Raw genomic sequence first — 13,153 nt, 5'->3', positions numbered from 1 at the left:
ACCGCGAGGGGGAACCGCACGTGCGCGAGAGTGCCGCCGAACGACACGCCCGACTGCTGGACCTGGTGCGCGAGCGCGGCACCGTCCGCGTCGCCGAGCTGGCCGGCCTCCTGGGGGTCTCCCCCGTCACCGCCCGCCGCGACGCGGAGGCGCTGGCCTCCCGGGGGCTGCTCGACCGGGTGCACGGCCAGGTCTCCTGGCCGCGCGCGACCGGGCCGGGCGCACCGGCGGGCGCACCGGCGGGTGCCCCCGCGGGCGGGCCCGGCGCCGGCGAGGGCCTGGTGCTCGGCCTGCTCGCGCCCTCCGCCACGTACTACTTCGCCGAGGTCATCCGGGGCGCCCACGAGGCGGCGGCGCGGGCCGGCGCCCGGCTGGTGCTGCGGATCTCGGACTACCGCCCGGAGGAGGACCGGGCGCGCACGGAGGGGCTGCTCGCGGCCGGCGCCGAGGGGGTGCTCGTCGCGCCGGGCTGGCGCGGCCCCGAGGACCGGGCGGCGTACGGGGACTGGCTGGCCGGGCTGCCGGTGCCGGCCGTGCTCCTGGAGCGGCGGGCCGAGCCGGGCAGCCCGCTCGACGGGCTGGACCGGGTCTCCTCGGACCACGCCCACGGGGTGCTGCTCGCCCTCCGGCACCTGATCGGGCTCGGGCACGCGACGCCGCTGCTCGTGGCGCGCGGGGACTCGCCGACCGCGCTCGCGGTGCGGGCCGGGTACACGGAGGCGCTGGCCGTGCTGGGCCTCGAGGCGCCGCGCCCGGTGATCGACTCCGTACCGGCCGAGGCGGATCCGGAGGGGTTCGAGCGGGCCGTGCGGGCGCTGTACGAGGCGGTCCGCTCGGGGCTCGCGAGCGCGGCGCTCGTCCACAACGACGTGGACGCGATCGAGATCACGCAGCGGCTCGCCCCGCTCGGCGTGCGGGTGCCGCAGGACCTCGCCCTCATCGCGTACGACGACGAGGTCGCCGCCCTGGCCGACACCCCGCTGACGGCGGTCGCCCCGCCGAAGCGCCAGGTGGGCAGGCACGCCACGGAACTCCTCGTGGAGCGGCTGACCGGGGGCGCGGACGAGGAGCCGGCGAGCCGGCACGTGAGCCTGCTGCCGCGGCTGCGGGTGCGGGCGTCCTGCGGGGCGGCCCGGCCCGTCCCCCCGCTCTGATCGATCTGATCTTTTTTCGATCATTCAATCTTTCGCTCTTGACTTCGTTCAGAAACGGTCCCAGGATCACGGCCAACCCCCTCCACGCCGCCGATCAGGAGCCGTGCCGTGAGCCTCAGCTGGAGCAGAACGTCCCGTGTCATAGCCGGTACCGCCACCGCCCTCGCCGTCCTCACGGCGTGCGGCGGAGGCGGTGACGCGACCGATTCCGCCGCCGGGGAGCCCGGGAAGCCGGTGACCCTCACCTTCTGGGGCTGGACCAAGGGCTCCAAGGACGTCGTCGACGCCTTCAACGCCTCGCACACCGACATCAAGGTGAAGTTCGAGGAGATCCCGTCCGGCAACGCCGGCGGCTACGCCAAGATCTCCAACGCCGTGAAGGCCGGGAACGCCCCCGACCTCGTCTCCATCGAGTACCCCTCGCTCCCCGAGTTCGTCTCCTCCGGCGCCCTCCAGGAGATCGGCGACGTCTTCCCCGAGTCCGCCAGGGCCGGGCTGCTCCCCCAGGCCGTCGAGCTGACCACCCTCGGCGGCAAGAACTGGGCCGTCCCCTTCGACGCCGCCCCGCAGGCGTTCTACTACCGCAAGGACCTCTTCGCGCGGCACAAGATCGAGGTCCCCACCACCTGGGACGGCTTCAGGAAGGCCGCCGAGCAGGTGCGGAAGGCCGACGCCAAGGCCCGGATCGCCACCTTCTTCCCCGACGACCCCACGACCTTCGAGGCCATGGCCTGGCAGGCCGGCGCCCAGTGGTTCAAGGCCGAGAACGACACCTGGAAGATCGACACCACCGATCCGGCCACCACCAAGGTCACCGGCTACTGGCAGGGCCTCCTCGACGACGGGCTCGTCCACAAGAACGCCTCCTTCAGCCCCGAGTGGACCGGCTCCCTCAAGAACGGCACCACCTTCGGCTACCTCGGCGCCTCCTGGGGCGCGGGCGTCCTCAAGGGCACCCTCCCCGAGCAGTCCGGCAAGTGGGCCGTCGCCCCCATGCCCACCTGGGACGGCAAGCCCGCCTCCGGCATGCTCGGCGGCTCCACCTTCGCCGTGCCGAAGAACAGCACGAAGAAGGCCGCGGCCGTCGAGTTCGCCACCTGGATGTCCACCACCGAGGAGGGCGTCAAGGCCCGCATCGCCTCCGGCACCTCCAGCGCCTTCCCCGCCGCCACCGCCCTGCGCCCCGCCGCGAAGAAGGCGTTCGACGCGGGCTTCTACGGCGGCCAGGACATCTACGCCCTCTTCGAGACCGCCGGCGCCTCCATCTCCTCCCAGTGGTCCTGGGGCCCCACCACCGGCACCACCAACACCGCCATCAAGGACCGCTTCGGCGCCGTCGCCTCCGGCGGGCCCACCCTCGCCGACGCCGTGAAGGCCGGCCACGACGCCACCGTCGCCGAGCTCACCAAGCGCGGCCTGAAGGTCGAGGGCTGAGAGCGCATGAAGGCCCGCACCCGTGCCGCGGCACTCCTGCTGACCCCGTTCTTCCTGCTCTTCACCGCGGTGCTGGTGGTGCCGATCGGATACGCGGTCTGGCTCAGCCTCTTCACCGAGAAGCAGTCCGGACTGGGCTTCGGCGGCTCCGAGACCGTCTTCACCGGCCTCGGCAACTACGCCGCGGCGCTGGGTGACCGGGCCTTCCGCGAGGGCTTCGGCGTCCTGCTCGGCTACTGCCTGCTCTACCTGCCGCTGCTGCTCGGCGGGGCCCTCGGCCTCGCCCTGCTCCTCGACAGCGCCCTCGCCCGCGCCCGCCGCTTCTTCCAGCTCGCGCTCTTCCTGCCGCACGCCGTGCCCGGCATCATCGCCGCCCTGATCTGGGTCTACCTCTACACGCCCCAGCTCAGCCCGGTCGTCCAGGCGATGGAGGCCGGCGGCATCGGCTTCGACTTCTTCTCCCCCGAGGGCGCCCTGCCGTCCGTCGTCAACATCGCCCTGTGGGAGTGGCTCGGCTACAACCTGATCATCTTCTACGCCGCCCTCCAGGCCATCGACCGCTCCGTCCTCGAGGCCGCCACCGTCGACGGCGCCGGCGCCTGGCGCACCGCCTTCTCCGTCAAGATCCCGCTGCTCCGCGGCTCCCTGGCGATGGTCGGCCTCTTCACCGTCATCGGCTCCCTCCAGCTCTTCACCGAACCGCTGATCCTCAGCAGGGGCACGGGCTCCGCCGTCACCTCCACCTGGACGCCGAACATGTACGCGTACTCCGCCGCCTTCGACCGCAACGACTACGGCCTCGCCGCGGCCGCCTCGATCCTGCTTGCCCTGACGGCCGCGCTGCTCTCCTTCGCCGTCACCCGCCTCACCAGGGGCCGGAAGGAGAAGACCGCGTGACCGCCTCCCGCTGGATGTCGAAGACCGCCGTCAACGGCGTCCTCCTCCTCGCCACCTGCTACATGCTCTTCCCGCTCGTGTGGCTGGTCACCGCCGCCACCAAGGACGCCGGCGGACTGCTCGCCGGGAACGCCTTCTCCTTCGAGGGCTTCGACCTCGGCGGCAACCTCGCCCGGCTCGCCGAGTACAACGACGGCGTCTACTTCCGCTGGTACCTCAACAGCCTCCTGTACGCCGGGGTGGGCGCCGCCGCCTGCGCGCTGATCAGCGTCGCCGCCGGATACGCCTTCCACGTCTACGACTTCCGGGGCAAGGAGAAGCTCTTCGGCCTCGTCCTCCTCGGCGTCCTCATGCCCACCACCGCGCTCGCCCTGCCGATGTACCTGCTGGCCAGCGAGATCGGCATCGTCAACACCTACGCCGCCGTGCTCCTCCCGGTCCTGGTCAACCCCTTCGGGGTCTACCTCTCCCGGGTGCTGTGCGCCGCCTACGTCCCCGACGAGGCCCTGGAGGCCGCCCGGATCGACGGCGCCGGGGAGCTGCGGGTCTTCTGGTCGATCGGTCTGCGCACGGTCATGCCGGGCTTCGTGACCGTCTTCCTCTTCCAGTTCACCGCCGTCTGGAACAACTTCTTCCTGCCGCTGGTGATGCTCTCCGACCAGAAGCTCTTCCCGCTCTCCCTCGGCCTCTACGCGTGGAACAGCAACGCCCACGCCGAGCCCGGCTACTACCCCCTGGTGGTCACCGGCTCGCTGCTCGCCGTGATCCCCCTCGTCCTCGCCTTCGTCTCGCTCCAGCGCCACTGGAAGGCCGGTCTGACCGCCGGCAGCGTCAAGTGAGGAGCCCCGGTCCCCCCATGCGTCCCGCCACCGACACCCGTCCCTCCCTCCTGCTCGCGATGGGCCCCGGCGTGGCCGGCCGGCTCCTCGCCGACGTCCACCGCACCCGCCTCGCGGCCCTCACCCGCACCGATCCGCACCTGGTCGCCCACGACCTGACCGACCCGGACCCGCGCACCGCCGCCGCGCTCGCCGAGGCCGAACTCCTCCTCACCTGCTGGGGCGCCACCCCGCTCACCCCGGAGGTGCTGGCCCGGGCACCGCGCCTCAAGGCCGTGGTGCACGCGGCCGGTTCGGTCAAGCACCACATCACCGACGCCTGCTGGGAGCGCGGCCTCCGGGTCACCAGCGCCGCCGCCGCCAACGCCCTCCCGGTCGCCGAGTACACCCTCGCCGCGATCCTCTTCGCCGGGAAGGGGGTGCTGCGTTCGGCCCAGCGGTACGCCGGACTCCGCGCCGGCCACGCCTGGCTCGCCGAGTCCGCCGCCTGGGGCAACTACCGCCGCACGGTCGGCATCGTCGGCGCCTCGCGCATCGGCCGCCGGGTCGTCGAACTCCTCCGCCCCTTCGACGTCGAGGTGCTCCTCTACGACCCGTACCTGACGGCCCCGCCGCCGGGCGCGGTCCTCGCCGGCCTGGACGAACTCTGCTCCCGCAGCTCGGTCGTCTCCGTGCACGCGCCCCAACTCCCGTCCACGTACCGCATGATCGGGGCCCGCCAGCTCGCCGCCCTGCCCGACGGCGCCACCCTGATCAACACCTCCCGGGGCTCCCTGATCGACGAGGACGCCCTCCTCCCCCATCTGACCGCGGGCCGCCTCCACGCGGTCCTCGACGTGACCGACCCCGAACTCCCGCCCCCGGACTCCCCCCTCTACACGCTCCCGAACGTCCTGCTCACCCCGCACGTCGCCGGCTCCCTCGGCAACGAGCTGCACCGCATGACCGACCAGGCGCTCGACGAGATCGCCCGCTACACCCGCGGCGAGCCCTTCGCGGAGGAGGTCAGGGCCGCCGACCTGACGCACTCGGCGTAGACCGGCCTAGACTGGAGGGGTCCATCCGCGGCTTCGCCCGGTCGGAGGCGGCCATGACCTTCGTGCAGATCATCGATTGCAGGACGAGCCGGGTCGAGGAGCTGAACCGGCTCATGGACCAGTGGGTCGAGCAGACCCGGGGGAAACGGACGGCCACCCACAGCATCGTCGGGACCGACCGGTCCGACGCCCAGCACGTCGTGGAGATCGTCGAGTTCCCCTCGTACGACGTGGCCATGCGGAACTCGCAGCTGCCGGAGACCGACCGGATCTTCCGCGAGCTGGTCGCGCTCTGTGACGAGATGCCGACCTTCACCGACCTGGACGTGGTCCGGGACGAGGCGCTGTACAAGGCGAACGCGCGGCACATGTTCGAGCGGATGGCGGACGGCTCCGACCTGGCGCTGCTCGACAACCTGCTGGCCGAGGGGTACCACGACCACGACCCGACCAACCCGGTGGACACCCTCGGGATGGACGCGGTCCGGCGCGAGGTGGAGCAGTGGCGCGCGGGCTTCGACTTCGCGTTCACGATCGAGGACCAGATCGCCGACGGTGACCGCGTGTGCACCCGGTGGACCTGGAAGGGGACCCACGTCGGGGACTTCATGGGCCTCCAGCCGACGGGGATGGAGGTCACCATGACCGGCACCACCATCCACCGCTTCCGCGACGACGGGAAGATCGTCGAGGGCTGGTGGCAGTACGACCTGCTGGGGCTGATGGGACAGCTCGGCGCGGTCGAGAGCTGAGGAACGGGCGAGGCCCGGTGCCCCCGCGACGGGGGCACCGGGCCTCGTGGCGTCAGGACGCCAGGGGGTCTCGGGGACCTCCTGGCGTCAGGACGTCAGGGGTCAGTGGGAGTGACCGTGACCGTGGCCGTGACCGTGGTCCGCCGGCTCCTCCTCCTTCTTCTCCACCACGAGGGTCTCGGTGGTGAGGAGCAGGGAGGCGATGGAGGCGGCGTTCTCCAGGGCGGAGCGGGTGACCTTCACCGGGTCGATGACGCCGGCCTTGACCAGGTCGCCGTACTCGCCGGTGGCGGCGTTGAAGCCCTGGCCCTTGTCGAGCTCGGAGACCTTGGAGGTGATGACGTAGCCCTCCAGGCCGGCGTTCTCGGCGATCCAGCGCAGCGGCTCGACGGCGGCGCGGCGGACCACGGAGACACCGGTGGCCTCGTCGCCGGTCTTGCCGAGGTTGTCGTCGAGGACCTTGACGGCGTGGACGAGCGCGGAGCCACCACCGGAGACGATGCCCTCCTCGACCGCGGCGCGGGTCGCGGAGATGGCGTCCTCCAGACGGTGCTTCTTCTCCTTCAGCTCCACCTCGGTGGCGGCGCCGACCTTGATCACGCACACGCCGCCGGCCAGCTTCGCGAGGCGCTCCTGGAGCTTCTCGCGGTCCCAGTCGGAGTCGGTGGACTCGATCTCGGCCTTGATCTGCGCGACGCGGCCCACGACGTCCTCGGACTTGCCGCCACCGTCGACGATGGTGGTGTCGTCCTTGGAGACGGTCACGCGGCGGGCGGTGCCCAGCACGTCCAGACCGGCCTGGTCGAGCTTGAGGCCGACCTCCTCGGCGATGACGGTGGCACCGGTGAGGGTGGCCATGTCCTGGAGCATCGCCTTGCGGCGGTCGCCGAAGCCGGGCGCCTTGACGGCGACGGCGTTGAAGGTGCCGCGGATCTTGTTGACGACGAGGGTGGAGAGCGCCTCGCCCTCGACGTCCTCGGCGATGATCAGCAGCGGCTTGGAGCCACCGGCCTGGATGACCTTCTCCAGGAGGGGCAGCAGGTCCTGGATGGAGGAGATCTTGCCCTGGTTGATCAGGATGTACGGGTCGTCGAGGACGGCCTCCATACGCTCCTGGTCGGAGACCATGTACGGCGAGAGGTAGCCCTTGTCGAAGGCCATGCCCTCGGTGAACTCCAGCTCCAGGCCGAAGGTGTTGGACTCCTCGACGGTGATGACACCGTCCTTGCCGACCTTGTCCATCGCCTCGGCGATGAGCTCGCCGACCTGCTGGTCCTGCGCGGAGAGCGCGGCGACGGCGGCGATGTCGGACTTGTCGTCGATCGGGCGCGCGGTGGCGAGCAGCTCGTCGGAGACGGCCTTGACCGCGGCGTCGATGCCCTTCTTGAGGGCGGCCGGGGAGGCGCCGGCGGCGACGTTGCGCAGACCCTCGCGGACGAGCGCCTGGGCGAGCACGGTGGCGGTGGTGGTGCCGTCACCCGCGATGTCGTTGGTCTTGGTCGCCACCTCCTTGACGAGCTGGGCGCCGAGGTTCTCGTACGGGTCGTCGATCTCGACCTCGCGGGCGATCGTGACACCGTCGTTGGTGATGGTGGGGGCGCCGAACTTCTTGTCGATGACGACGTTGCGGCCCTTGGGGCCGATCGTCACCTTCACCGTGTCGGCCAGCTTGTTGACGCCGCGCTCAAGGGCGCGACGGGCGTCCTCGTCGAACTTCAGGATCTTCGCCATGGGAGCGGTTCAGCCCTCTCGGAAATCGTGTGGGAAAACAAACCGCGCCCCTGGACGCCCAAGAGATCAAGGGGTCAGGGGCGCGGTCAAAGCAGGTACGTCGTCTTACTTCTCGATGATCGCGAGCACGTCGCGGGCCGAGAGGACGAGGTACTCGTCGCCGTTGTACTTCACCTCGGTGCCGCCGTACTTGCTGTAGAGCACGACGTCGCCGACCTTGACGTCGAGCGGCAGGCGCTCGCCGTTCTCGAAGCGGCCCGGGCCCACGGCGAGGACGGCGCCCTCCTGGGGCTTCTCCTTCGCGGTGTCCGGAATGACCAGGCCCGAGGCCGTGGTCTGCTCGGCGTCGAGCGGCTGGACCACGATGCGGTCCTCAAGCGGCTTGATGGCAACCTTGGAGCTGACGGTCGTCACGATCCGACCTCCCCCTTCGGAGATCTCGCGGGGTTAACTGTCTGGGGTGGCGACCAGGTGGATCCGTCGTCGCGGGTGCCGGACCTGCCCGTCGCTGTGTTGGCACTCTCCAGTGGGGAGTGCCAGAGCCGAGACTATGACCGCGATTAGCACTCGGTCAAGCGGAGTGCCAATTCCTCACTCCGTGGCGGCCTCCGCGCGGACGCCGGGGCCGGCCGGACCGTCGTCGCCGACGCGCTCGACCGCCTTGCGGCCGAGCCGTTCGAGGGGGTCCACGGCGGAGGCGCAGCCGGTGAGGGCGAGGAGGAGGGCCGTGATCACCAGGGGCCGGAGGCGGCTCATACGTAGTCCTCCAGCTTGCCGACCGCGTACCCCTTGGACGTGATCACGTTCATCACCCGGCGGATCATGTCCGGCATGCTGCCCTTCCAATCCTCCTCGCCGCGGAAGTGGGTGAGGACGATGTCGCCGGGGTGCAGGTCGCGGTCCCACTCGCGCCACTCCATGTGGTCCGGGAACGCCTCGGAGGCCCAGAGCGGGACGGCCTTGACGCCGCAGGTCTTCGCGGCGCGCAGGGTGTCCTCGTTGTAGTTGCCGTACGGGGGCCGGAAGAGCTCGGGGCGCTTGCCGTACTTCTTCTCGATGACGTCCTGCATCCCGCAGATCTCGCGCTTCTGGCGCGCGTAGGAGAGTCCGGGCAGGTACTTGTGGTTGAGGGTGTGGTTGTGGAGGGCGACCCCGCCCGGCTGGGACTTCTGCATCCGCGCGAAGTACGCGTAGTCGTCGCTGACGACGTAGTCGCTGAGGAAGGCGCTGTACGGGATCTTCAGGTCGCTCATCATCCGGATGAGCGCGGGGTCCTTCTCGGCGCCGTCGTCGATGGTCAGGAAGACGACCTTCTCCTTGGTGGGGACGGTGGTGAAGACGGGCGGCAGCCCCTCGCCGTCGGTCTCGAAGCCCTTCCGGGTGGTGATCTTCGGCTTGACCCTGGGCGGGGCGGGCGCTTCGAGGGGGGTCTGCTTGAGCCCCCACTTCTTCGCGGCGGCGGCCCGTGCGGCCCGACGCTCCGCCAGCGCGGCCTTCTTCTCCGCGGCCAGCTGCGCGGCGGTCTTCGGCGGGGCCTGCTGGCCGGCGGCGGGGGCGGGGGCGCCGGAGGAGCCGGGCTCGGAGCCGCCCCCGCAGGCGGCGGTGGAGGTGAGCGCGGCGACGAGGAGTGCGGCCCCCAGGGCACGACGCGAAGGACCCTTTGCCATAGTTTTTTCCTTTTGTCGTACGAGCTGTATGGCGCCGCATCCTGTCAGCGCGACCCCGCCCGTCCGGCCGCGACACCGCCGTACCGGCCCCACCGTCCCCCGCCCGGCCCACAGGGAGAATGGAGCGGTGACCGACCTCGCCGCCTTCACCGCCCTGCTCACCCCCGAGGGCCAGACGCTCCTCGCCGCCCTGCGCGACTACGACCCCGCCCAGGAACTGGCGGTCGCCTCCCGGCTGCGCCGCGACCACCCCGCCGAGCTGGTCTCCGCCGCCCTCGGGCAGGCCCGGCTGCGACAGCGCGCGGTGGCGAAGTTCGGGCCCGAGGCGTACCGCATGTACTTCACGCCGAACGGCGTCGAGCAGTCGACCCGGGCCACCGTCGGCACCTACCGCGCGGCCCGCCTCAAGGCCCTCGGCGTCGGCTCGGTCGCCGACCTCTGCTCCGGGATCGGCGGCGACGCGCTCGCGCTCGCCCGCGCCGGCATCTCCGTCCTCGCCGTCGACCGCGACCCGCTCACCGCCGAGGTCGCCCGCGCCAACGCCGCCGCCCTCGGCCTCGCCGAGCTGATCGAGGTCCGCTGCGCCGACGTCACCGAGATCGACACCAGCCCGTACGACGCCGTCTTCGTCGACCCGGCGCGACGCGGAGGCCGGGGCAGGATCTTCGACCCGGAGGCGTACTCGCCGCCGCTGTCCTGGGCCATGGACGCGGCCCGCAAGGCCCCGCGCGCGGCCCTGAAGATCGCCCCCGGCATCCCCCACGAGACCGTCCCGGACGAGGCCGAGGCGGAGTGGATCTCGGACGGCGGCGACGTCAAGGAGGCGGTCCTCTGGTTCGGTACGGAGCCGGGCGCCCGCCGCGCCACCCTGCTGCCCTCCGGCGCGACCCTCACCGGCCGGGGCCTGCCCGACCCGGCGGTCCGCCCCGTCGGCCGCTACCTCTACGAGCCGGACGGCGCCGTCATCCGCGCCCACCTGGTCGCCGAGGCCGCGCAGGAGCTGGACGGCGGCCTGATCGACGAGACCATCGCCTACGTCACCGCCGACACGCTGACCCCCACCCCGTACGCCTCCGCCTACGAGATCACCGACGAACTGCCCTTCAACCTCAAGAAGCTGAAGGCCCTCCTGCGCGAACGCGAGGTGGGCACCCTCACGGTGAAGAAGCGCGGCTCGGCCGTCGAACCGGAGGAGATCCGGCGGAGGGTGCGGCCCAAGGGCCCGAACGCGGCGACGGTGCTGCTCACACGTGTCGCGGGGGCCCCGACGATGCTGATCGGCCGGCCCGTGCGGGCGGAGCGATCCTGATCGCCGTCCGGTAGTGCCCGACGGCCTTGAAGAGGCCGATCAGGCCGTTGATCCAGAGGATGAGCGCGACGCCCATGCCGTACGCGACGAAGTAGTAGCCCCCGTCCTCCCGGGTCGCCCCGGCCGGCACGGCGAAGCCCAGCCAGAGCCCGAGGCCGCACAGGGCGGCGGAGAGCAGCATCCAGCAGGCGCTCTGCACGGGCCTGCGGAGCCGCGCGTCCGCCGCCGGGTCCCGGTCCAGCTCGGCCCAGGCGAGGAACCGTTCCCGCACCACGCGGTCCTGCCGCATCCCGCGCGCGACGAGCCAGACGCCCGGCACCATCACGCCGAGGCCGAGGACGGCGGCGACCAGCCCGATGAGGAGGCTGATCGGGTCGAGGAGCGGCCCGCCCGCGTCGATCAGCAGCACGCCGACCATGCCCCAGCCCAGCTGGAGCAGCAGCACCGAGCCGGCGAACAGCGCGAACCGCCCGCCGCCGAGCAGCCGCCGCCCCAGCGCCTCCAGCGCCAGCGCCCGGTCGGCGAGGAGCGCGCTCCGGTCGGGCCAGCTCCGGACCTCGACGGGCGGGGGCGGCGGGGGCAGGGGCGTACGCGGAGACATGCCGAGAAGCCTAGGCCCCGCCCTCCAACTCCCTTGCGCGGCCCCGCAGCAACGCCCGCTCGCGCTCGTTCCGCGTCAGCTCCGCGGCCCGCGCGAACTCCGCCCGTGCCTCGTCCGCGCGCCCCAGCCGGGCCAGCAGGTCGCCGCGGACGCTCGGCAGCAAGTGGTAGCGCTCCAGGGCCGGTTCGGCGGCGAGCGCGTCGACGAGCGGGAGCGCGGCGGCCGGCCCCTCGGCCATCGACACGGCCACCGCCCGGTTCAGCTCGACCACCGGCGACGGGGCCAGCTCCATCAGCCGCCCGTACAGCCCGGCGATCACCGCCCAGTCCGTCTCCGCGTAGGACCCGGCCCGCGCGTGGCAGGCGGCGATCGCGGCCTGGAGGGCGTAGGGGCCGTACGAGCGCCCTCCCCCGGACTCGGTCCGGGGGGACCCCCAGGCCCGGGCGAGCGCGTCGAAACCGCGCCGCACGAGGAGCCGGTTCCAGCGCCCCCGGTCCTGCTCGGCGAGGAGCACGGGCCGCCCGCCGGGTCCGGTCCGGGCGGGGACCCGGGACGCCTGGAGTTCGAGGAGGGCGGCGAGGCCGTGCACCTCGCTCTCGCCGGGCATCAGGGCGGCGAGGCCGCGGGCCAGCCGGAGCGCGTCCTCGCAGAGGCCGGGCCGCAGCAGGTCGTCCCCCGCGGTGGCCGCGTACCCCTCGTTGAAGACCAGGTAGACGACCTCCAGGACGGAGCCGAGCCGGGCGGCCCGCTCCGCCCCGTACGGCACCTCGAACTCCACGCCCGCCTTCGCGAGCGCCCTCTTGGCGCGGGTGATCCGGGCGGCGACGGTCGCCTCCGGGACGAGGAAGGCGCGGGCGATCTCGTCGGTCCGCAGCCCACCGACCAGCCGCAGGGTGAGCGCCGCCCGGGCCTCGGCGGAGAGCACCGGGTGGCAGGTGGTGAAAACGAGCCGGAGCACGTCGTCGTCGATGTCGCCGGGGCCGGAGGGCTCGGGGTCGTACGACTCCTCCGGCAGCGTCCGGCCGACCTCGGCGAGCTTGCGCGCGTAGGTCTCGCGGCGCCGGACGAGGTCGACGGCACGGTGCTTGGCAGTGGCCGTGAGCCAGGCGCCCGGGTTGTCCGGGACGCCCTCGCGCCGCCACTGTTCGAGTGCGGCGACGAGGGCGTCCTGGGCGAGTTCCTCCGCGATGCCGACGTCCCGGACGATCCGCGCCACGGTGGCCATGATCCGCGCCGACTCCATCCGGAAGACCGTCTCCAGCGTGCTCTCCACCGTCGTCACGGTTCACATGAGAGCACGGCGCGGTTCAGCCTTCCGGCATCTCCTCGACCTCGCGGACCTCCAGGCCGACCTTCCAGTGCGGCGGGTGCACGGCGAGGAACCGCTTGCCCCACTCGACGGCCTCGGCCATGTCCTTGCACTGGAGCATCGCGTAGCCGCCGACGACCTCCTTGGTCTCGGTGAAGGGCCCGTCGGTGAAGGACAGCTTCCCGCCCTCCCAGGTGATGCGGGTGGACTCGGCGGTCGGCTTGAGACCGGCGGTGTCCACCATGGCGCCTGCCTTGGTGATCTCCTCGAAGAGGGCGCCCATGCGCTGCTCGAAGCCGGCGTCGGCGCTCTCCATGTCGATGGTGTTCTCCTCGATGCGGACGAGGGAGAGGAAGCGGGGCATGGTGACTCCTCGGTGGTGCGGCGGCGGGGACGTTCCCCGCCCTACACCTCTACGTCGAA

The 13,153-nt window shown here is 72.2% G+C and carries 14 protein-coding genes; 7 read left to right on the top strand and 7 right to left on the bottom strand.

The genetic code is table 11. The annotated features are described in order from the left end of the window. The first annotated feature begins 20 nt into the window (after positions 1–20). From ACIGHB_RS05765 to ACIGHB_RS05740, 6 genes are all read left to right on the top strand, one after another. On the top strand, positions 21–1,154 hold the full coding sequence (locus tag ACIGHB_RS05765) for a substrate-binding domain-containing protein (protein ID WP_399910456.1): 1,134 nt from the start codon (positions 21–23) through the stop codon (positions 1,152–1,154). A 108-nt stretch (positions 1,155–1,262) separates the two neighbouring features. Beyond that, on the top strand, positions 1,263–2,588 hold the full coding sequence (locus tag ACIGHB_RS05760; RefSeq protein WP_399909779.1) for an ABC transporter substrate-binding protein: 1,326 nt from the start codon (positions 1,263–1,265) through the stop codon (positions 2,586–2,588). 6 nt (positions 2,589–2,594) lie between these two features. After that, positions 2,595–3,485, top strand: coding sequence for a sugar ABC transporter permease (locus tag ACIGHB_RS05755; RefSeq protein WP_360308892.1), 891 nt, complete (start codon positions 2,595–2,597; stop codon positions 3,483–3,485). A gap of 14 nt (positions 3,486–3,499) precedes the next feature. Further along, a complete protein-coding gene (locus tag ACIGHB_RS05750; protein WP_399910453.1) occupies positions 3,500–4,324 on the top strand; it encodes a carbohydrate ABC transporter permease in 825 nt (274 codons plus the stop codon). A 17-nt stretch (positions 4,325–4,341) separates the two neighbouring features. Further along, on the top strand, positions 4,342–5,361 hold the full coding sequence (locus ACIGHB_RS05745) for a hydroxyacid dehydrogenase (protein ID WP_360308895.1): 1,020 nt from the start codon (positions 4,342–4,344) through the stop codon (positions 5,359–5,361). A 53-nt stretch (positions 5,362–5,414) separates the two neighbouring features. Then, positions 5,415–6,113, top strand: coding sequence for an ester cyclase (locus ACIGHB_RS05740; protein ID WP_399909776.1), 699 nt, complete (start codon positions 5,415–5,417; stop codon positions 6,111–6,113). A gap of 102 nt (positions 6,114–6,215) precedes the next feature. Here ACIGHB_RS05740 and groL read toward each other — a convergent pair whose 3' ends face one another. From groL to ACIGHB_RS05720, 4 genes are all read right to left on the bottom strand, one after another. Further along, positions 6,216–7,844 carry a chaperonin GroEL gene (groL, locus tag ACIGHB_RS05735; RefSeq protein WP_360308901.1) on the bottom strand — a complete coding sequence of 543 codons (1,629 nt, stop codon included), beginning with the start codon at positions 7,842–7,844 and terminating at the stop codon, positions 6,216–6,218. A 105-nt stretch (positions 7,845–7,949) separates the two neighbouring features. Then, a complete protein-coding gene (groES, locus tag ACIGHB_RS05730; protein ID WP_309053476.1) occupies positions 7,950–8,258 on the bottom strand; it encodes a co-chaperone GroES in 309 nt (102 codons plus the stop codon). Between the two features lie 177 nt (positions 8,259–8,435). Then, the gene (locus ACIGHB_RS05725) at positions 8,436–8,600 is read right to left on the bottom strand and encodes a hypothetical protein (protein WP_360308904.1); all 165 of its coding nucleotides are present in this window, start codon (positions 8,598–8,600) and stop codon (positions 8,436–8,438) included. Beyond that, the gene (locus ACIGHB_RS05720; RefSeq protein WP_399909773.1) at positions 8,597–9,511 is read right to left on the bottom strand and encodes a polysaccharide deacetylase family protein; all 915 of its coding nucleotides are present in this window, start codon (positions 9,509–9,511) and stop codon (positions 8,597–8,599) included. Before ACIGHB_RS05720 ends, ACIGHB_RS05725 begins: the two co-directional genes overlap by 4 nt. A 127-nt stretch (positions 9,512–9,638) precedes the next feature. On the opposite strand from ACIGHB_RS05720, the gene ACIGHB_RS05715 reads away from it, so the two are divergent. Further along, positions 9,639–10,820: a methyltransferase domain-containing protein gene (locus ACIGHB_RS05715; RefSeq protein ID WP_399909771.1), complete on the top strand. Its 1,182-nt coding sequence runs from the start codon at positions 9,639–9,641 to the stop codon at positions 10,818–10,820. Here the strand turns inward: ACIGHB_RS05715 and ACIGHB_RS05710 are convergent. The 3 genes from ACIGHB_RS05710 to ACIGHB_RS05700 form a co-directional block, all read right to left on the bottom strand. Further along, the gene (locus tag ACIGHB_RS05710) at positions 10,756–11,421 is read right to left on the bottom strand and encodes a hypothetical protein (RefSeq protein WP_360308912.1); all 666 of its coding nucleotides are present in this window, start codon (positions 11,419–11,421) and stop codon (positions 10,756–10,758) included. The two genes, ACIGHB_RS05715 and ACIGHB_RS05710, sit on opposite strands and share 65 nt — an antisense overlap. A gap of 10 nt (positions 11,422–11,431) precedes the next feature. Further along, a complete protein-coding gene (locus ACIGHB_RS05705; RefSeq protein ID WP_399910450.1) occupies positions 11,432–12,664 on the bottom strand; it encodes an RNA polymerase sigma factor in 1,233 nt (410 codons plus the stop codon). Positions 12,665–12,728: 64 nt separating this feature from the next. Then, a complete protein-coding gene (locus ACIGHB_RS05700; RefSeq protein ID WP_360308915.1) occupies positions 12,729–13,094 on the bottom strand; it encodes a YciI family protein in 366 nt (121 codons plus the stop codon). Positions 13,095–13,153 lie beyond the last annotated feature (59 nt).

This window comes from Streptomyces sp. NPDC085460, from assembly GCF_044541975.1.
Lineage (GTDB): Bacteria > Actinomycetota > Actinomycetes > Streptomycetales > Streptomycetaceae > Streptomyces.
This window is presented reverse-complemented; position numbering and strand designations above follow the sequence as displayed.

Coding starts and splice junctions, on each gene's coding strand:
- ACIGHB_RS05755 (WP_360308892.1), top strand. CDS start 2,595: ATGAAGGCCCGCACCCGTGCCGCGGCACTCCTGCTGACCCCGTTCTTC.
- ACIGHB_RS05750 (WP_399910453.1), top strand. CDS start 3,500: ATGTCGAAGACCGCCGTCAACGGCGTCCTCCTCCTCGCCACCTGCTAC.
- ACIGHB_RS05745 (WP_360308895.1), top strand. CDS start 4,342: ATGCGTCCCGCCACCGACACCCGTCCCTCCCTCCTGCTCGCGATGGGC.
- ACIGHB_RS05740 (WP_399909776.1), top strand. CDS start 5,415: ATGACCTTCGTGCAGATCATCGATTGCAGGACGAGCCGGGTCGAGGAG.
- groL (WP_360308901.1), bottom strand. CDS start 7,844: ATGGCGAAGATCCTGAAGTTCGACGAGGACGCCCGTCGCGCCCTTGAG.
- ACIGHB_RS05725 (WP_360308904.1), bottom strand. CDS start 8,600: ATGAGCCGCCTCCGGCCCCTGGTGATCACGGCCCTCCTCCTCGCCCTC.
- ACIGHB_RS05720 (WP_399909773.1), bottom strand. CDS start 9,511: ATGGCAAAGGGTCCTTCGCGTCGTGCCCTGGGGGCCGCACTCCTCGTC.
- ACIGHB_RS05710 (WP_360308912.1), bottom strand. CDS start 11,421: ATGTCTCCGCGTACGCCCCTGCCCCCGCCGCCCCCGCCCGTCGAGGTC.
- ACIGHB_RS05705 (WP_399910450.1), bottom strand. CDS start 12,664: ATGGAGTCGGCGCGGATCATGGCCACCGTGGCGCGGATCGTCCGGGAC.
- ACIGHB_RS05700 (WP_360308915.1), bottom strand. CDS start 13,094: ATGCCCCGCTTCCTCTCCCTCGTCCGCATCGAGGAGAACACCATCGAC.